This window comes from Streptomyces nitrosporeus (assembly GCF_008704555.1).
Lineage (GTDB): Bacteria > Actinomycetota > Actinomycetes > Streptomycetales > Streptomycetaceae > Streptomyces > Streptomyces nitrosporeus.
Window position 1 is genome coordinate 2,648,160 of the sequence record NZ_CP023702.1, and the last position, 17,658, is coordinate 2,665,817.

Consider the following 17,658-nt stretch of genomic DNA (forward strand, 5'->3'; position numbering starts at 1 on the left):
CAGCCACTCGTGACCGCCGCGCCGGGGCATCCGCCCACCGGCGCGGCGGATCGGGGGCCAGGCGTACGGCCCCCTCACGGGCGTCTTCCGCGGGAGACCTCGGCAGAACGGTCCCGGACCTCCCAGGAGTTCGGCCCCGCCTGGGGCCGAACGGCCCCTCACGGACCACTCCGTCAACTCGTCTCCCCACACGGCGTGTTCACCTTTCCCCAGTAGGAGGTGCGGCGTTTAGATAAGGGCTGGTCCACTGGCCCCCTCACTCCTCTCGAGAGCAACCACCCGCTGGGACACGGCTGTCCGCACCGCCTGCCACGTCAGGGGGAAGCACGTGCCGTCGGTCGCCCTCTCGTTCCGGAGCATCCCTCAGGGCTCGGCCCCGTACTCAAGGAGCACAACCAGATGTCAGAGTTGCCGAAGCGAAACGTCGCCGGGCGCATCAACTCACAGCCGGCCGGACCCGCTCGAAGCAACGACGCGGCAAAACTGGATTCCGCCCGTGCGGCGCTCGCCCGTGCCATCGCGGCGCATCAAGCCGAGAACCCCGGAAGCTCCGAGGACGCCGAGAACGCCGAGACCGAGGCGGACCGGAACGCACCGGGGCAGCGCCTCGCGGCCCCGGGCTCCCCGCACTCCTCCGGACAGCCGGCCGATGAGGCACCTCCGGCCACTTCCCCCCGCCGCCGGGTGTTCCCACGGAACAGGAGATGGGCCCTGGTGGCGGCCGCCGGCGCGGCGGTCGTCGCCGTCGTCGTGGGGGTGGCCGTCACGGTCGGCGGAGGCTCCGACAGCTCCGGCCACCGGGCGGACGCCCCCGCCGAAGGACTCATAGGGTCCGACGACGGGGGCAGAGGGGCCGGGGAACGGTCGCCGCTGCCGGGAGTCACGGACGCGGAGCCGACAGCCTCCTCCTCCGCCTCCCCCACCTCGTCGTCGTCGAGCGAGAGCGCCCGGGACACGCCCCGGCCGGACGAGAGCGCCACCTCCGCGAAGCCCGGCTCGTCGCGGGCCGCGGACACCCCCGGACCGGACAGCGCCGTACAACCGGACAACGGCGACCCCGGCGGCCCGGCCGCGGGGAGCGGCGGCCCGCTGGTCGTCGAAGCCTCGGGCAAATGCCTGACCGGCACCGGGGCGGGATCACAACTCGTGGCATCCGCCTGCGACGGCTCCGCCGGCCAGTCCTGGAGCTCCGGACCCGACGGCAGCCTGCGCCAGGGCGGCCTCTGCGCGACCCTCACCGGGACCGAGGACCGCACCCCGGTCGTCCTGACCACCTGCGACCAGTCCGCCACCCAGCGAATCGGCCTCTCCGGGACGGCGCTGGTGGCCGGGTCGAACGGCAAATGCCTGGATCTCTTCGGAGGTGCGAGCGGCACCCAGATAGTGCTCTGGGAATGCAACGGCCGTGACAACCAGCGCTGGCGTACCGCCTGATCTTCCGACCGCCTGACCGCGCTGTACGTGTCCGGGCTCCGGGAGGCCACACGGCCGCGGAACCGCGAGCCCGGGCGGGGCGGGGCCGACGGGCCGTCCGGAGGGGCCGACGGACGGCCGTCCGGAGGAGCGGAGGGCCACCCCGCAGGACCCGGCGGGCACCGGCGGTACCGGTGCCCCCGGAAGGAAACGGCTGCCCTCGGACGTTCACCGAAGACCGGCCCGCGCCGGGCGGCGAAAGGGCTGGTGCGCGGGGCCGGCGGGACCGGGTACCGTCTTTGTCATGTTCTTCCAGACGCCGATTCACGAGTGAGAGCGTGATGGGCCTCTGCTGACGTCCTTCGATGTCATCGCCCGTCCCCACCGATGAATCCGCAGATCACCTCACATCATGACCGGGAGAGCCCGTGACCGACAGCAAGAACATCAACAACCCCGTGGGCCAGGGCGGAGGCCAGCGCAAGAGGCTGTCCCGCGCCGAACGGCAGAACAACGGCCCGCACCGCAACCGCGACCGCCAGGACGCAGCCGACCGGAAGGCGGAGCTGGTGCGCAAGATGCGCGAGAAGGCCGGCACGGCCGGGAGCACCGGGCAGACGGACCAGGACACCGCACAGAGCTGACGCACCGCCGCCGCGAGGCGGCACCGTACAGAGGCAGGGCGGTACCGCACGAGGACAGAGCGGCACCGCAGGTCACCACGGGGGTGCCTCCTTCCGCGGACCGGTTGCGGACCTGAGGCGCCTCACCCGGGTGCCGTGGTCCTTCCGTCCGTCACGCCCAGCCGCGCCTGCTCCTCCTCGACGATCCGGCGGGCCAGTTCGGTGTCCGACACGTCGACCGCGTCCGGGGTGGCTTCGGCCACAGCACTACGGCGGGCGTAAGCATCGAACAGACGGGTCTTCTCCTCCAGCATCTTCACCATGCGCGCGTCCACTCCCCCGGTGGCGAGAAGACGATGCGTGTGGACCGGCCTGACCTGGCCCATGCGGTGGGCCCGGGCCACTGCCTGGTGTTCGATGGTCGGCTTGATCTGCGGCTCGCAGATGATGACGACGGAGGCAGCCTGCATATTGAGACCGACTCCAGCCGCCTGGATCTGTGCCAGGAGCACCGCTGGGCCCGGGGCCCCGGCGAAGTCGTCGACGATCTGCTGCCGTCGCCCGGCCGGAACGCTGCCGGTGAGCGGACCGAACATCGGAGCACCGGCAGTGGACCCCGTGGCGAGCGCCGTCTTCACCACACCCAGTACGTCCTTGAAGTTGGAGAAGACCACTGTCTTCTGTCCGTTCTCGCCGGCCTCCTGAACGATCTCGCACAGCCGGTCCAGCTTGGCCGATTTCTCGGGGCGCATGTAGGCGGCCCTGCGCATCGCCATGAAGTTGCCCGCGCGCACGGCCTCCCGGTACGCCTCCTCGTCCGACGCGCTCAGTTCCTCCCACTCGTCGGTCTGCTGGAGACTCGGGAGCTCCGTCAGCACGTCTTCCTGGTTGCGCCTCAGGTAGACAGGGGCAACGGCCTTGCGGAAGGCGACCGATCCCACCAGGACGTCCCGCTCGCCGAGCGCGTGTGCCACCCCTTCATCGAGCATCCGGACCAAGTTGCGGAACTCCACGACCCGGTTCTCCATCGGAGTTCCGGTCATGAAGAGGGTGCGCTCACAACGGTCCGCCCACAGGGCGACCGACTGCGACCGCTTGGTCTTCGGGTTCTTCACGGAGTGCGCTTCGTCGACGACGAGCAGCCCGACCTCCCCGCCGCCCGGCGCCGGAAATCCGCGCAGTGCGTCGAACGTGGTCACTCCCACCCCGCCCCGCCCCTTCCAGTCGGCAAACGCGTGGTGCCGGTCGGGGCCGTGGAGCACCATGACGCGAAGGAGGCTGCGGGCCTCGATCTCCCGCGTCCAGTTCACGAGAACGCTCGCCGGGCAGACGACCATGAAATGGCTCTGCCCTTCGGCGGCCAGGTGTGCCAGCACGGCAATCGCCTGGATCGTCTTCCCGAGACCCATCTCGTCGCCGAGTATCACCTTGCGCTGCGCAAGGACGAATCGTGCGCCGAACGCCTGGTAGCCGCGCAGGGAGACCCGCCGGTACGAGTCGTCGAGCTGTTGCGTCCGTACCCGTTCGGCGACCTCCTCCGGCAGGAACCCCTCCGCGGCTGCCGCGTCCGGCAGCCGCCCGGAGATCTCGGCGAGCAGGCTGTAGTACTCCGTGGAGCGGAGTTCGAAGTCCACCCAGGCCGCGATGTCGGACGAAGATCCACGGAGCAGGTCCACCGAGACCTGGGCGAACAGCCCGGGCAGACCGGCCTGCTCCGCTTCGTCCACCAGCGAACGGATCTCGATGACCGCCGCCAGGGCACGTGCTTTCTTCCCCCGGCCCGCCAGCAGCATTCCGAGACGCCCGGCGGCGGGCCTCGCGTCGGCCAGCAACGGGCCGAGCCGTTCCGACAGGGCTGCGGCTCGGTCCACCGCGCGCCGGGCGTCCGGACCGGCTTCCACCAGTACGTGCAGGGCCATGACGAGCGCGGTGGTGTTTGGTTCCGGCCGGTCCACATCGATGTGAACGGCTACCGTCTCGTGCACCGCTTCGGAAAGCCGGCGGGCAGCGGCAAGGATCTGGTCGACAGTGCGCTGCCCGACACCAGGGATCTGCCGCAACCGGTAGGGGCCCGCTTCGAGGACACGGCCCACCGTGCCAAGGCCGCTCTTCTCGACGTTCCCCAGCCGCAGGCGTCCTTCGGTGACGTCCTGCAGCCGGGCGACGGGGATGGCGTCGAGCTCCCGGGTGACTGCTACGTCGTGAAGCGGCTTCAGCGCCGCCCGCACCGCCTCGACGGACCTGGCGTGGTCACCGACCACCGCCTGCGCTGCCGCGTACAGGCGCGTTCCTCTCGCGACCAGGTCCCTCTCGTCACGCCCCACGCGCCCCACCCCTCTCTCGCAGTCCCCGCATCCTTCCACCATCCGCTCCGGCCCTGAGCCGGCATCCTGTCCGGCCCGGGCAGGATGCCGGTGGCCCGTAGGGCCTTGACCCAAGACCCCCGGCCCTCGCGCGCCGGCCCTGCCCGACCGGGAAGACGCTCGTCGCGCCGGCCGACGCGCTCGTGGCCGCCTCCCACGACGAGTACCGAGGCGGGGGAGACGTGGTCGTCTTCGCCGCGTGCACCCCGCCGCACGTATCGGGGAGATCTCGGGCTGCCGTGTCAAGGACATCGACACCACCCGCTGCGGACTCCGTGCGGACCGCAAAAGCCGTCCGACCCGCTCCGCCGCAGGTCGGACGGCCTTTCGCCGGACGTATCAGACGTTGAAGCGGAACTCCACCACAAGGCTGTGACCTGCGGAAATACAGGCGCATCCCAGCACGGGGGTCACGTCCCTTTGCGTGGTGTAGGCGATCAGTCGTTTGATGCAGCGGGCAGGACGGTGGGCTCGTCGGTGTAGAGGGCGTCCATGCTTTCGTTGGAGAGGCAGCGGCGGGGGAAGGCGATCCACTCGTCGTGGAGTTCGGCGAGGACCGCGGTGGCCGGGCGGAGGACCGCGGGCGGGTTGGGGAAGACCTGGACCACGTCGGTGTGACGTTTGATCTCCCGGTTCAGCCGCTCCAGCGGGTTCGTCGACTGGATCTTCTTCCAGTGCTGATGAGGAAAGTCCGCGAACGCGGTCAGGTCCTCCTTGGCCTCCAGCAGCATCACTCTGACCTTGGGGAACTGTCGGCCGAGCATGTCGGCGACGGTGTCGAGCTGGGTGCGAACGGCGTCTGCGGTGGGCTGGGCGAACACCGTGCGGATCGTGGCGGCGACCATCTCCGCCGAGCCTTTCGGGATGGCGGCGAAGACGTTACGGACGAAGTGGACCCGGCAGCGCTGCCAGGCGGCGCCGAGCATGACCTTGCGGACGGCCTTGACCAGGCCGCTGTGGCTGTCGGAGATGACCAGGCGGACGCCGGTCAGTCCGCGTTCGCGCAGGTGCCGCAGGAACTGGGCCCAGAAGGCTTCTGTCTCGCTGTCGCCGACCATGACGCCCACGACTTCCCGGCCGCCGTCCTGGGTGACGCCGGTGGCGATCACGATCGCCTGGGAGACGATGCGGTGGTCGACGCGGGCCTTGACGTAGGTGGCGTCGAGGAACAGGTAGGGGAACCGGATGTGGTCCAGCGGACGCGACCGGAAAGCATCCAGCTGTTCGTCGAGGTCTGCGCAGATCCGGGAGGCCTCGCTCTTCGATATCCCGGTGTCCGAGCCGAGGGCTTTGACCAGATCGTCGACCGACCGGGTCGAGACACCGTGGACGCAGGCTTCCATGACGACCGCGTAGAGAGCCTGGTCGATACGCCGGCGCCGCTCGAGCAGGCTGGGGAAGAAGCTCCCGGCCCGTAGGCTTCGGGATCGCGAGCTCGAGGTCACCAGCCTGCGTGGTCACGGTCTTCTCCCGGTGGCCGTTGCGCCAGGTCGTGCGGGTGTCGCAGTGCTCGCCCCACTCGGCGCCGGTCTTCACACTCGCCTCGGCCTCGATCAGTTCCTGCAGCAGCCGCTCGGCGACTTCGCGGACGAGTTCAAGACCATCGGCCGAACGTAGTGACTCAAGGAGGCGAAGCAGGTCATGCCGGGACAAGGCCACCGTGCATCCTCCTAGGTCGAACTGCCCGTTCACCAAGGAAAGTTGCACGGTGGCCTGCCATGTGAGCAGGGAGTACTCACCGGCAGACGACGTATTCCGGGGAGCAGACCCCGCGCACTCAACAGCGGAGATCCCCTGTACCACACGGCGGGACGCCATCCGCCTGACTGAATACGTCGCAGCAGTAGGCGTCCATGCCACATCACTTCCGCCCGGGCAGGAGCGGACCGAGGTCGAGGCGTGGCTCGCGTTCGCGGACGCGCACCTCCAAAACCTCACCGAATCGGCCTCAGCGCCGAAACTGCCCACGCCGCCGAAACCCAGCGGCGACGACCTCAAGCCATTCCTCGGTCACTGGAGCCCCTACGGACCCCGCTCCTGCTGAGCCGGACCAAGGGAAATCACACCGCCACGAGCCGGACCCGCTCGCCGCACAGCTTGGCCATGTCGTCAATATCGGAAGTCAGCATGACCACGGGGCGGTGCTGTCGCAGCGCGGCCTCGGCGACGGCCGCATCGATCGCGTACTTGTGTCCGTGCAACCCGGCATTCATCAGCAACTCCGAGGCAGCCCTCGCCTCCTCGTCACCGACCGGGACGACCCGCAGCCCGGAAAGCACCCAGTTCAGGCGTGACTTGTTCGTACGGGCGTGGACGGCCTCGATGATGGCGAGCGCACTGATCACAACCTCCATGCCACGCGAACGCGCCTCAGCGATCAAAGCCACCACCTGCTCGTCGTCAGCGAGCAGCTTCGAGAGTCCCTCGCTGTCGAGGACCAGCGTCCCCTCGTGACTCAGCCTGCGGCGGGCCACTCGGCCTCCTCGGCGAACACCTCGTCGAAGACCTGGCGCGCCCGCTGCCGGGCCGGCTCGGAGACCGGCCCCTTGCGGCTCTCGTAGTCCGCCAGGTACTCGTCCAGGACCTGCCCGCGCAGCTCACGCTCGACCGCCTCGGCGATGAACGCGGAGAACTCCCGCTTGCCCACCCGAGCCCGGATCGCCTCCGCGGTCCCCTCCGGCAGCGACAAGCTCACCCGCGTCGCTGGCCCTTCCCCGATGCTGTACGTCGCCTCAGCCATGCCCCCAATTGTGTCAAACGAGTAGGAAAAGCGCCACGTCCGCACTACCTTCACAGCTCGGCCAGCGCCGCGCTCACACGAATCCCAGCACGGGAAAAACAAAGGGCCCGACTCCGAAGAGTCGGACCCCATCTGACCTGTACGTTTGCCAGATCAGCGACGTGGTGCTACATCACCCGTCACACATTGAAGCGGAACTCCACCACGTCGCCGTCCTGCATCACGTAGTCCTTGCCCTCCATGCGGGCCTTGCCCTTGGCGCGGGCCTCGGCGACGGAGCCCGTCTCGACCAGGTCCTCGAAGGAGACGATCTCCGCCTTGATGAAGCCCTTCTGGAAGTCGGTGTGGATCACACCGGCCGCCTCCGGGGCCGTGGCGCCCTTCTTGATCGTCCAGGCGCGGGCTTCCTTCGGGCCTGCCGTGAGGTAGGTCTGGAGGCCCAGGGTGGCGAAGCCGACGCGGCCCAGAGTGGCGAGGCCGGGCTCCTCCTGGCCCATGGACTGGAGGAGTTCGAGGGCCTCGTCGTCGTCGAGTTCGATCAGCTCGGACTCGATCTTGGCGTTGAGGAAGATGGCCTCGGCCGGGGCGACCAGGGCGCGCTGCTCGTTCTTGAAGTCCTCGTCGACCAGCTCGTCCTCGTCGACGTTGAAGACGTACAGGAAGGGCTTGGTGGTGAGCAGGTGCAGCTCGTGGAGGAGGCGGCCCTTCTCGGTGCCGGCGGTGATGCCGCGGGAGAAGAGGGTGTCACCCGCTTCGAGGATCTTCTGGGCCTCCTCGACCGCGGCGAGGACCGCGACCTTGTCCTTCTGGAGGCGGGATTCCTTCGTCAGGCGCGGGACGGCCTTCTCCACGGACTGGAGGTCGGCCAGGATCAGCTCGGTGTTGATCGTCTCGATGTCGTCCTTGGGCGAGACCTTGCCGTCGACGTGCACGACGTTCTCGTCCTTGAAGGCGCGGATGACCTGGCAGATCGCGTCGGACTCACGGATGTTCGCGAGGAACTTGTTGCCCAGTCCCTCGCCCTCGCTGGCGCCGCGCACGATGCCCGCGATGTCGACGAAGTCGACCGTGGCGGGGAGGATCCGCTGCGAGCCGAAGATCTCGGCCAGCTTGTCCAGGCGCGGGTCCGGGACCCCGACGACGCCGACGTTGGGCTCGATCGTGGCGAACGGGTAGTTGGCCGCCAGCACGTCGTTCTTGGTCAGGGCGTTGAACAGGGTCGACTTGCCGACATTCGGCAGACCGACGATTCCGATCGTGAGCGACACTTTGGCGACTTCCTGGAGTGAGGAGAGGGGCTCTGCGGGCGGGCCGGGAGTCGGACCGATTCTCCAGTTTACGGGCGGGCCGGTGCGGCCGGTCACGGGTCCCGCGCGGGAGGGACCGGGGTGGGGGCGGTCGGGGCCGGGGTGTGCGTGGACGGGTCCGGGGCGCGGGCGGTCGGAGCACGGGCAGAGGCGGTCGGGTCCGGGGCGCGGGCAGAGGCAGGCGGGCCCGGGGTACGAACGGACAGGGCTCGGGCAAAGGCTGACGGGCCCGGAGCGCGGGTGGCCGGGTCCGGGGCGGAGGCCGTGACGCGCCGCGGGCGCGCCGGTTTCCGGCCATGGGGTTCGAACGCAGTGTCAAGGTCGGCCAAAGCGCGTGTCCTGTACCCATGTGCACCCATAAGGCGACCTAGGTTGTACCGGTGGAGCAGCACAGGACACGTACCCCGCAGCGCAGGCAGGCCCCGGCCCCCGAGCAGGTGCCGGTGGCGCCGCGCGGCGGTGTCGCCGGGGCCGCCGCCGCGCCCGTGGCGGTGGCGGACGCTCCTGTGGCGGCGAAGCCGGGCGGCCGGGCCGCCGGGCAGGGGGCGCGTCCCGGCAGGGTCGCGCCGTTCGTCCTCGCGCTGCGCAGGTTCCCCGATCCCCGGCTGACCGGTATCGGCGCGGGGCTCTTCGCCGTCGCCGCCATGTTCCTGCTGGGCTGCCTGGACCAGCTGCTCCTGGACGGCTCCGAACCGGCGTACGGGCTGCTGTTCCTGCCCGTGAGCGCGCTGACCGCGCTCTGGGTCCGCCCCGCCGACCTGGTCACCGCGCCGATCAGCGTGCCGATCGCGTTCGCCGTCGGGGTGGTCCCCATCGCCGGGGGCACCGGTGGTTTCGGCGGGCAGGCGATGGCGGTCGTCACCGCGCTGGCCGTCCAGGCGGGCTGGCTGTACGGGGGCACGCTCGTCGCCGGGCTGATCGCCACCGTACGGAAGGTCCGGCGGATGCGGGAGCGGCAGCGGCACCTCGCGAGGGCCGCCGCCGCTCAAGGGGCGCGCCGCCCCCGTTCCTGACCGCTTCCCGGCCGGCCGTTCCACGGCCCGGTCCTCCGGCTCCGCTCAACGGCCGGAGCCGGTCACCTCCCGGCGGCCGCCATCGCCGCGCCGACGATACCGGCGTTGTTCTGGAGCTGCGCCGGGACGATTTCGGCGCGTACGTGTTCGATGAGCGGCAGGAACTTCTCGGCCTTGCGGCTGACTCCCCCGCCGATGACGAAGAGCTCGGGCGAGAACAGCATCTCGACGTGGACCAGGTACTTCTGCACCCGGCGGGCCCAGTGCTGCCAGCTGAGGTCCTCGTCCTCCTTGGCCTTCGTGGACGCCTTCTTCTCCGCGTCGTGGCCGTGGAGCTCCAGATGGCCGAGCTCGGTGTTGGGGACGAGGTGCCCGTCGGTGAAGACGGCGCTGCCGATGCCCGTACCGAGGGTCAGCACGATCACCGTGCCCTTGCGGCCGCGTCCCGCGCCGAAGGTCATCTCGGCGACGCCGGCCGCGTCGGCGTCGTTGAGGATCGTGACGTCCTGCCCGATCCGCTTGCCGAGCAGGGCGCGGGCGTCGGTGTCGATCCACGCCTTGTCGACGTTGGCGGCGGTGCGGGTGACGCCGTCGGTGACCACTCCGGGGAAAGTGATACCGATCGGTCCCCGCCAGCCGAAGTGCCCGACGACCTCGGCCACCCCGTCGGCGACGCGTGCCGGGGTGGCCGGGTGCGGGGTCAGCACCTTGTGGCGTTCCTGCGTCAGCTCTCCACGGTCCAGGTCCACGGGAGCGCCCTTGATCCCTGACCCGCCGATGTCCACACCGAAGATCTCCATGGACCCACGGTACGGCCAGCGGGCCGGGCACACTGCCCGGACGCCCGGGTGGCCGGGGTCAGTTCCCGGAGAGTTCCGCGGCTTCGGCGCGCAGGTCGCGGCGGAGCTCCTTGGGCAGCGAGAAGGTGATCGACTCGTCCGCCGTCCGCACCGTCTCGACGTCCGCGTACCCGCGTGCGGCCAGCCATTCCAGCACTCCGTCGACCAGTACGTCCGGGACCGAGGCGCCGGAGGTGAGGCCGACGGTGGTGACGCCCTCCAGCCATGCCTCGTCGATCTCGTCGGCGAAGTCCACCAGGTGCGCGGCGGGAACGCCGGCGTCCAGCGCGACCTCGACCATACGGATCGAGTTCGAGGAGTTCTTGGAGCCCACGACGATGACGAGTTCGGCGTCCTCGGCGAGCTTCTTCACCGCGACCTGGCGGTTCTGTGTGGCGTAGCAGATGTCGTCGCTGGGCGGTGAGAGCAGGTTCGGGAACTTCTGCTTGAGCGCGTCGACCGTCTCCATCGTCTCGTCGACGGAGAGGGTGGTCTGGGAGAGCCAGACGACCTTCGACTCGTCGCGGACCTCGACGTTCGCCACGTCCCCGGGACCGTCGACCAGGGTGATGTGGTCGGGGGCCTCACCGCTGGTGCCGATGACCTCCTCGTGGCCGTCGTGGCCGATCAGGAGGATGTCGTAGTCGTCCTTGGCGTAGCGGACGGCTTCCTTGTGGACCTTGGTGACCAGGGGGCAGGTCGCGTCGATCGTGGCCAGTTTGCGCTCGGCGGCCTCCGCGTGGACGGTCGGCGCGACGCCGTGCGCGGAGAACATCACGATGGATCCCTCGGGCACCTCGGCCGTCTGCTCGACGAAGATCGCACCCTTCTTCTCCAGGGTCTGCACGACGTACTTGTTGTGCACGATCTCGTGGCGGACGTAGATCGGGGCGCCGTACTGCTCCAGCGCCTTCTCCACGGCGATCACGGCACGGTCCACGCCCGCGCAGTAGCCACGGGGCGCGGCGAGCAGGACACGGCGGGCAGGAGTTGCAGTCATGCGCCCATCGTAAGGCCGTGTCGGACAGGGGCGGGGACGGGCCGGATCGGGACACTGATGCGTACGCGATCGAGCGACGGAGGGCTCATGGCCGGCGGCAGCACGGACCAGGCAGGACTGCGGCGGACACTCGGTTTCCGGGACCTGGTGGTCTACGGACTGCTGTTCATCGCCCCGATGGCCCCGGTCGGCGTGTTCGGCACGCTGGACGCGAAGTCGCACGGGGCGGTCGCTCTCGTCTACCTCGCGGCGACCGTCGTGATGGCGTTCACCGCGTTCAGTTACGCGCAGATGGTGCGGGTGGCCCCGCTGGCCGGTTCGGTCTTCGCGTACGCGCGCAAGGGGCTCGGGGAGGGGCCGGGGTTCATCGCCGGGTGGATGGCGATGCTGGACTACCTGCTCATCCCGGCCGTCGCCTACCTCTTCTCCGGGATCGCGATGAACGCGCTGGTCCCGGAGGTGTCGCGGTGGGTGTGGACGGCGCTGGCCGTCGTGGTGACCACCCTGCTCAACCTCTGGGGGGTGCGGGCGGCGGCGCGGGTGGGTTTCGCGGTGCTGGCCATGGAGATCGCGGTGCTGCTGGTGTTCGTGGTGTCGGCGGTGGTGGTGCTCGTACGGGACGGCGCGCAGCGCGGCTGGCTGACCCCGCTGACCGGGGACGCCGGGTTCTCGCTGACGGCGGTGCTGGGGGCGGTGTCGGTCGCGGTGCTGTCGTATCTGGGATTCGACGCGATCGCCTCGTTCGCCGAGGAGGTGACGGGCGGCTCGGCGAAGGTGGCGCGGGCGGTGCTCTTCTGCCTGGTGCTCGCGGGGACGCTGTTCGTGGTGCAGTCGTATCTGGCGGCGCTGCTGGAGCCGGTGTCCTCGGCGGAACTGGCGGCGGACCCGGGGAAGCAGGGCTCGGCGTTCTACGACGCGGTGGACTCCTCGGTCGGGACGTGGCTGCACGACCTGGTGGCCGTCAGCAAGGCGATCGGCGCGGCCTTCGCGGCGCTGGCCGGGCAGGCGGCCGCGGGGCGGCTGGTCTTCGCGATGGCGCGGGAGGGGCGGCTCCCCTCGGTGCTGTCCCGGGTGGACGCGAAGTCCGGGGTGCCGAGGCTCGCGATCCTGGGCGCGGCGGTCGTGACGCTGGTGGCGGCGGTGTGGGCGGCCCGGCGCGACGACGGGCTCGACCATCTGGTGTCGGTGGTGGACATCGGGGCGCTCACCGCGTTCGTGCTGCTGCACGCGTCGGTGGTGGGCTGGTTCGCCGTACGCCGTATGGAGGGGCGGCCGAGCTGGTGGCGGCACGTCCTGGTGCCGGTGGTGGGGGCGGTGGTGCTGATCGCGGTGATCTGGGAGGCGACGACCAGCGCCCAGGTGGTGGGTGTGTGCTGGCTGGGTGTGGGGCTGGTGGTGCTGGCGCTGCAGTGGGGGCGGCGGTCGGCCTGAAGGGCCCCTCAGCCGCCCCGCTCCCGGGCCGTCCCGCCCCCGACCCTCCCGCTTTCCCGGCCGCCCCGCTCCCGGGCCGTCCCGTCCCCGGGCCTCCCACTCCCCGGCGGCCCGCCGGTGCCCCGCTTCCGGGTGTTCCGCCTTTGCCGCCTCCGCCGCCGGGGCCGGTCGCGGGCCCGTTGTCCTTGCCGGCCGCTACGCTCGCCCGTATGGCTCTCACCACGTCACCGGAAGCCCCCCTGCCCGTTGGCGACGTGTCGCGCCTGATCGGGGGGTGGATCGACCGGCTCGGCGCGGTCTGGGTCGAGGGGCAGATCACCCAGCTCTCGCGGCGGCCGGGCGCCGGCGTGGTCTTCCTGACCCTGCGGGACCCGTCCCATGACATCTCGGTGAGCGTGACCTGTTTCCGGCAGGTCTTCGACCGGGTCGCCGATGTGGTGACGGAGGGCGCCCGGGTCGTCGTCCTCGCCAAGCCCGAGTGGTACGCCCCGCGGGGGCAGCTGTCCCTGCGGGCCACGGAGATACGGCCGGTCGGCATCGGCGAGCTGCTGGTCCGGCTGGAGCAGCTGAAGAAGGCGCTGGCCGCCGAGGGGCTGTTCGCCCTGGACCGCAAGCGGCCGCTGCCGTTCCTTCCGCAGCTGATCGGGCTGGTCTGCGGCCGGGCCTCCGCCGCCGAACGCGACGTGCTGGAGAACGCCCGCCGCCGCTGGCCCGCGGTGCGTTTCGAGGTACGCAACACCGCCGTGCAGGGGGTGCACGCGGTGGACCAGGTGGTGCGGGCGGTCCGCGAGCTGGACCGGATCCCCGAGGTCGACGTGATCGTCGTGGCGCGCGGCGGCGGCAGCGTGGAGGACCTGCTGCCGTTCTCCGACGAACAGCTGATCCGGGCCGTCGCCGAGTGCCGTACGCCGGTGGTGTCGGCGATCGGCCATGAGCCCGACTCCCCCCTGCTGGACCTGGTCGCCGACCTGCGGGCGTCGACGCCGACGGACGCGGCGAAGAAGGTCGTACCGGACGTGGGCGAGGAGCTGGAGCGCGTCCAGCAGCTCCGGGACCGGTCGCTGCGGACCCTGCGGGGGCTTCTCGACCGGGAGGAGCGGGGGCTGGCGCACGCGCTGGGCAGGCCCTCGATGGAGCGGCCCCAGCGGATGGTGGACGAGCGCGAGGCGGAGGTGGAGGCGCTGGCCGGGCGGGGCCGCCGGGTGCTGGGGCATCTGCTGGACCGGGCCGACTCGGAGCTGGCGCACACCCGGGCCCGGGTGGTCGCGCTGTCGCCCGCGGCGACGCTGGAGCGGGGTTACGCGGTGCTCCAGCGGCCCGACGGGCATGTGGTGCGCTCCCCCGAGGACGCCGGGGCGCCCGGCACCGAGCTGCGGGCGCGGGTGTCGGAGGGCGAGTTCACGGTGCGGGTGGAGGAGTGAGTGGCGGCCGGTTCTGTCGGACCTCGCGCATAGGGTGGATCGTATGACGGACGACGGGACGACGGCGGTGTCCGGAGCGGGCACGCTCGGATACGAGCAGGCGCGGGACGAGCTGATCGAGGTCGTGCGACGCCTGGAGGCAGGCGGCACGACGCTGGAGGAGTCGCTGGCGCTGTGGGAGCGCGGCGAGGAGCTGGCGAAGGTGTGCCGGCACTGGCTGGAGGGCGCCCGCGCCCGTCTGGACGCGGTGCTGGCCGGCCCCCGGGAAGCCTCCGAGGACGACGCCCCCGAGGGGCCCCGCCCGGACTGAGCGCGCGTCCGGGGAGTCCCGGAACGCCGCCGCGGGCGTGTGTGCCGGGTCACCCGGGCCCGATTTAGTTGAACGTTAACCTTTCTCTCGGTTACGGTGGTCCGCAGACCGAACCCGTATCCCTCCGGAAGGCAGTTCCACAGATGTCCCTCGTACTCGACCCCGCCGCCCAGGACCTCCTCTTCCGCGAGGCCCGCACCGCGAACACGTTCACGGACGAGCCGGTGACCGACGAGCAGGTCCAGGCGATCTACGAGCTGGTCAAGTACGGCCCGACCGCCTTCAACCAGTCCCCGCTGCGTGTCGTCCTGGTCCGCACCCCCGAGGGCCGCGAGCGCCTGGTCAAGCACATGGCCGAGGGCAACCGGCCCAAGACCGCCACCGCCCCGCTGGTCGCGCTGCTCGTCGCGGACAACGAGTTCCACGAGGAACTCCCGGCGCTGCTGCCGCACTTCCCGCAGGCCAAGGACGCGTTCTTCTCCGAGCGCCCGGTCCGCGAGCAGTCCGCCGCGCTGAACGCCGCGCTCCAGGCCGCCTACTTCATCATCGGCGTGCGCGCCGCCGGCCTGGCCGCCGGCCCGATGACCGGTTACGACGCCGCGGGCATCGAGAAGGAGTTCCTGGACGGCGACCACAAGCTCCTCATGGCCGTCAACATCGGCAGGCCGGGCGAGGACGCCTGGTTCCCGCGCCTGCCGCGCCTGTCCTACGACGAGGTCGTCACCACCGTCTGATCCGTCCGGGTCCACCGCCGGACCCCGCTACCCTCCGGTTCGCCGGAGGGCAGCCGGAAGCCCCGCGACGCCGAGCGTCGCGGGGCTTCCTCATGCGGCGGACGGGGCCCGCGGGCACCCCGGGACGGGACCCGCGGACACCCGGGGCGGGGGCGCGGGCACCCCTGCGGGCGGGGCGCCCGGGCTCAGAACGCGGCGGGGGCGCCGGACGTGGTGACCGCCGGGGCCTCCGCGTCCGGGCTGAGGGCGGCGGCCATCTGCTCCAGCCGCTCCGCCGGGGCGGAACCGGTGACCACCGTGGTGACGCCCTCGGCGTGCAGCACGAGCGCGTCGTACTTCGCGCCCTCCCAGACCTCCCACGACTTCCCGGAGACCTCACGGGTGCGGCCGGTGTCCTCCGCTCCGTGGCTGACCTTGGCCACGTACTTCTTCGCGGGGAGCGTCGACTGCTCCACGGCCACGTACCGGTTGTCCGGGTCGAGGTAGCCGAGGTGCCAGCCGGCGCCCCGGTGCCCCTCGTACGAGACGGAGGTCGGCCGCCAGCCCTCGGCCAGTCCGTCCGGGGCCACCACCGGGTACGGTGCGGCCCGCCGCGCCGTGGTGAGCTCGACCCGGTAGTCGACCGCCTTGATCGGGTCCGCCTTGTCGTCGTGCGGGATGAAGAGGTAGACGACGCCCGCCACTGCGGTGATCACGAGCATCGACAGGATCATGTCCCGGACGGTCTGCTTGCCTCGCTTGCTTGCCACGGGGTCAATGGTGGCACGAGCCCTCGCGCGTCCGACCGGCGGGCATCCGCTCATCCGTGACCCGGTCTGCTCATTTTATCGGTCTACAGATAGAGTCACAGCACCCTCATATCCGGTCGTCGCCGTACAGAAAGGTGCGCTCCGATGTCCGAGCACCATCTGCCGTCCCAGCTCGAGGTCTCCCCGGAGGCCCCTGACCGCAACCTGGCCCTGGAACTCGTCCGCGTGACCGAGGCCGCGGCCATGGCCGCCGGGCGCTGGGTCGGGCGCGGTGACAAGATCGGCGCCGACGGCGCAGCCGTGAAGGCCATGCGCACCCTCGTCTCGACCGTCTCGATGAACGGCGTCGTCGTCATCGGTGAGGGCGAGAAGGACGAGGCCCCCATGCTGTTCAACGGCGAGCGGGTCGGCGACGGCACCGGAGCGGAGGTCGACATCGCCGTCGACCCCATCGACGGCACCACGCTGAACGCCAAGGGCATGCCGAACGCGATCGCCGTGCTGGCCGCGGCCGACCGCGGCGCCATGTTCGACCCTTCGGCCGTCTTCTACATGGACAAGCTGGTCACCGGCCCCGAGGCCGCCGACTTCGTCGACATCAACGCACCGGTCTCGGTCAACATCCGCCGGGTCGCGAAGGCCAAGAACTCGGCTCCGGAGGACGTCACCGTCGTCGTCCTGGACCGTCCCCGGCACGACGGCATCGTCAAGGAGATCCGGGAAACCGGCGCCCGCATCAAGTTCATCTCGGACGGCGACGTCGCCGGTTCGATCATGGCGGCCCGTGAGGGCACCGGCGTCGATCTGCTCATGGGCATCGGCGGCACCCCCGAGGGGATCATCTCGGCGTGCGCCATAAAGTGCCTCGGCGGTGTCATCCAGGGCAAGCTCTGGCCGAAGGACGAGGCCGAGCGCCGGCGCGCCCTGGACGCGGGCCACGACCTGGACCGGGTGCTCTCCACCGATGACCTCGTCAGCGGGGACAACGTGTTCTTCGTGGCCACCGGCATCACCGACGGCGAGCTGCTGCGCGGGGTGCGCTACCGCTCGGAGACCGCCACCACCGACTCCCTGGTGATGCGCTCCAAGTCGGGCACGATCCGCCGGATCGACTCCACCCACCGGCTGTCGAAGCTGCGCGCCTACAGCGCGATCGACTTCGACCGGGCGAAGTAGGACCGGCAGCCAGGACGGGGCCTGCCGGCAGGACGGAGCCGGCCGCCGCGCCGGACGCCTGTGCGGGGCGGTCCGGGCGTGGCCGGCCGGGAGGAGAGGAAGGGCCGCCGGTGGTGTGCGGGTGCGGACGGGTCCCCGCCCGCACCCCCGCGGTCAGCCGGCCGCGGCGACGTGTCCGGCCGGGGCCGCCGTCTTGAGTTCGATGTCGCGCCTGCGGCGCCGGGTGAGGACGACGCGGCGCTCGGCCGCGGTGAGGCCGCCCCAGACACCGTAGGGCTCGGGCTGTATGAGGGCGTGCTCCCTGCACTCCACCATGACCGGGCACCTGGCGCAGACCTGCTTGGCGGCCTCCTCACGGGAGAGCCGGGCGGCCGTCGGCTCCTTCGACGGGGCGAAGAACAGCCCGGCCTCGTCCCGGCGGCACACCGCCTCCGAGTGCCAGGGGCCCGCCTGGTCCTCCCGCGCGGGAGTGCGCTGAGGAGGCACAGCGGCGACCTGCAGGGGCTGATGCGGCGGTTGCAGCACGGTCCACTCCTGAC

16 protein-coding genes and 1 pseudogene are annotated in these 17,658 nt (G+C 71.0%); 8 read left to right on the top strand and 9 right to left on the bottom strand.

Features of this window, described 5'->3' with window-relative positions; all coding sequences use genetic code 11:
* Positions 1-399: 399 nt before the first annotated feature.
* Both CP967_RS11470 and CP967_RS11475 read left to right on the top strand, forming a co-directional pair.
* Positions 400-1,434 carry an RICIN domain-containing protein gene (locus CP967_RS11470; protein WP_150487891.1) on the top strand — a complete coding sequence of 345 codons (1,035 nt, stop codon included), beginning with the start codon at positions 400-402 and terminating at the stop codon, positions 1,432-1,434.
* A gap of 407 nt (positions 1,435-1,841) precedes the next feature.
* A complete protein-coding gene (locus tag CP967_RS11475) occupies positions 1,842-2,057 on the top strand; it encodes a DUF6243 family protein (RefSeq protein WP_150487892.1) in 216 nt (71 codons plus the stop codon).
* A gap of 122 nt (positions 2,058-2,179) precedes the next feature.
* Here CP967_RS11475 and CP967_RS11480 read toward each other — a convergent pair whose 3' ends face one another.
* The 5 genes and pseudogenes from CP967_RS11480 to ychF form a co-directional block, all read right to left on the bottom strand.
* Positions 2,180-4,360 (bottom strand): DEAD/DEAH box helicase, encoded by a 2,181-nt coding sequence (locus CP967_RS11480; RefSeq protein WP_229888174.1) that lies wholly within the window; start codon positions 4,358-4,360, stop codon positions 2,180-2,182.
* Positions 4,361-4,836: 476 nt separating this feature from the next.
* Positions 4,837-6,058, bottom strand: a pseudogene (locus tag CP967_RS11490) (IS256 family transposase).
* 401 nt (positions 6,059-6,459) lie between these two features.
* The gene (locus CP967_RS11500; RefSeq protein WP_150487894.1) at positions 6,460-6,873 is read right to left on the bottom strand and encodes a DNA-binding protein; all 414 of its coding nucleotides are present in this window, start codon (positions 6,871-6,873) and stop codon (positions 6,460-6,462) included.
* Positions 6,855-7,139 (bottom strand): hypothetical protein, encoded by a 285-nt coding sequence (locus CP967_RS11505; RefSeq protein ID WP_028438980.1) that lies wholly within the window; start codon positions 7,137-7,139, stop codon positions 6,855-6,857. The genes CP967_RS11500 and CP967_RS11505 overlap by 19 nt, the downstream gene beginning before the upstream one ends.
* 179 nt (positions 7,140-7,318) lie before the next feature.
* Entirely contained in the window at positions 7,319-8,407 is a 1,089-nt protein-coding gene (gene ychF / locus CP967_RS11510; protein WP_150487895.1) for a redox-regulated ATPase YchF, read from the bottom strand.
* A 419-nt stretch (positions 8,408-8,826) separates the two neighbouring features.
* Here ychF and CP967_RS11515 point away from each other — a divergent pair, with 419 nt between their 5' ends.
* Entirely contained in the window at positions 8,827-9,459 is a 633-nt protein-coding gene (locus CP967_RS11515) for a DUF6542 domain-containing protein (RefSeq protein WP_167535368.1), read from the top strand.
* A gap of 62 nt (positions 9,460-9,521) precedes the next feature.
* On the opposite strand, the gene ppgK is transcribed toward CP967_RS11515, so the two are convergent.
* Both ppgK and CP967_RS11525 read right to left on the bottom strand, forming a co-directional pair.
* Complete coding sequence (gene ppgK, locus CP967_RS11520; protein ID WP_150487896.1) at positions 9,522-10,259, bottom strand: polyphosphate--glucose phosphotransferase; 738 nt, start codon at positions 10,257-10,259, stop codon at positions 9,522-9,524.
* A 58-nt stretch (positions 10,260-10,317) separates the two neighbouring features.
* Positions 10,318-11,298, bottom strand: coding sequence for a 4-hydroxy-3-methylbut-2-enyl diphosphate reductase (locus CP967_RS11525; protein ID WP_150487897.1), 981 nt, complete (start codon positions 11,296-11,298; stop codon positions 10,318-10,320).
* An 87-nt stretch (positions 11,299-11,385) separates the two neighbouring features.
* Between CP967_RS11525 and CP967_RS11530 the strand changes: the two genes are divergently transcribed.
* The 4 genes from CP967_RS11530 to CP967_RS11545 all read left to right on the top strand — a co-directional run bounded on the left by CP967_RS11530 (position 11,386) and on the right by CP967_RS11545 (position 15,194).
* On the top strand, positions 11,386-12,729 hold the full coding sequence (locus tag CP967_RS11530) for an APC family permease (protein ID WP_150487898.1): 1,344 nt from the start codon (positions 11,386-11,388) through the stop codon (positions 12,727-12,729).
* 209 nt (positions 12,730-12,938) lie between these two features.
* Entirely contained in the window at positions 12,939-14,150 is a 1,212-nt protein-coding gene (gene xseA, locus CP967_RS11535) for an exodeoxyribonuclease VII large subunit (RefSeq protein WP_150487899.1), read from the top strand.
* Between the two features lie 43 nt (positions 14,151-14,193).
* Positions 14,194-14,460 (top strand): exodeoxyribonuclease VII small subunit, encoded by a 267-nt coding sequence (locus tag CP967_RS11540; RefSeq protein WP_150487900.1) that lies wholly within the window; start codon positions 14,194-14,196, stop codon positions 14,458-14,460.
* Between the two features lie 143 nt (positions 14,461-14,603).
* Positions 14,604-15,194: a malonic semialdehyde reductase gene (locus tag CP967_RS11545; protein ID WP_150487901.1), complete on the top strand. Its 591-nt coding sequence runs from the start codon at positions 14,604-14,606 to the stop codon at positions 15,192-15,194.
* Between the two features lie 185 nt (positions 15,195-15,379).
* On the opposite strand, the gene CP967_RS11550 is transcribed toward CP967_RS11545, so the two are convergent.
* Positions 15,380-15,943 carry a DUF4245 domain-containing protein gene (locus tag CP967_RS11550; RefSeq protein ID WP_150487902.1) on the bottom strand — a complete coding sequence of 188 codons (564 nt, stop codon included), beginning with the start codon at positions 15,941-15,943 and terminating at the stop codon, positions 15,380-15,382.
* A 144-nt stretch (positions 15,944-16,087) separates the two neighbouring features.
* On the opposite strand from CP967_RS11550, the gene glpX reads away from it, so the two are divergent.
* Positions 16,088-17,119, top strand: coding sequence for a class II fructose-bisphosphatase (gene glpX, locus CP967_RS11555; protein ID WP_150487903.1), 1,032 nt, complete (start codon positions 16,088-16,090; stop codon positions 17,117-17,119).
* Between the two features lie 153 nt (positions 17,120-17,272).
* Here the strand turns inward: glpX and CP967_RS11565 are convergent, their stop codons facing one another.
* Positions 17,273-17,644 carry a WhiB family transcriptional regulator gene (locus tag CP967_RS11565; protein ID WP_150487905.1) on the bottom strand — a complete coding sequence of 124 codons (372 nt, stop codon included), beginning with the start codon at positions 17,642-17,644 and terminating at the stop codon, positions 17,273-17,275.
* Positions 17,645-17,658 lie beyond the last annotated feature (14 nt).

What these genes read in the sequence shown, in the direction of transcription:
- CP967_RS11470 (WP_150487891.1), top strand. Translation starts at nt 400, where the DNA reads ATGTCAGAGTTGCCGAAGCGAAACGTCGCCGGGCGCATCAACTCACAG.
- CP967_RS11545 (WP_150487901.1), top strand. Translation starts at nt 14,604, where the DNA reads ATGTCCCTCGTACTCGACCCCGCCGCCCAGGACCTCCTCTTCCGCGAG.
- ppgK (WP_150487896.1), bottom strand. Translation starts at nt 10,259, where the DNA reads ATGGAGATCTTCGGTGTGGACATCGGCGGGTCAGGGATCAAGGGCGCT.
- CP967_RS11540 (WP_150487900.1), top strand. Translation starts at nt 14,194, where the DNA reads ATGACGGACGACGGGACGACGGCGGTGTCCGGAGCGGGCACGCTCGGA.
- CP967_RS11505 (WP_028438980.1), bottom strand. Translation starts at nt 7,139, where the DNA reads ATGGCTGAGGCGACGTACAGCATCGGGGAAGGGCCAGCGACGCGGGTG.
- xseA (WP_150487899.1), top strand. Translation starts at nt 12,939, where the DNA reads ATGGCTCTCACCACGTCACCGGAAGCCCCCCTGCCCGTTGGCGACGTG.
- CP967_RS11525 (WP_150487897.1), bottom strand. Translation starts at nt 11,298, where the DNA reads ATGACTGCAACTCCTGCCCGCCGTGTCCTGCTCGCCGCGCCCCGTGGC.
- CP967_RS11530 (WP_150487898.1), top strand. Translation starts at nt 11,386, where the DNA reads ATGGCCGGCGGCAGCACGGACCAGGCAGGACTGCGGCGGACACTCGGT.
- glpX (WP_150487903.1), top strand. Translation starts at nt 16,088, where the DNA reads ATGTCCGAGCACCATCTGCCGTCCCAGCTCGAGGTCTCCCCGGAGGCC.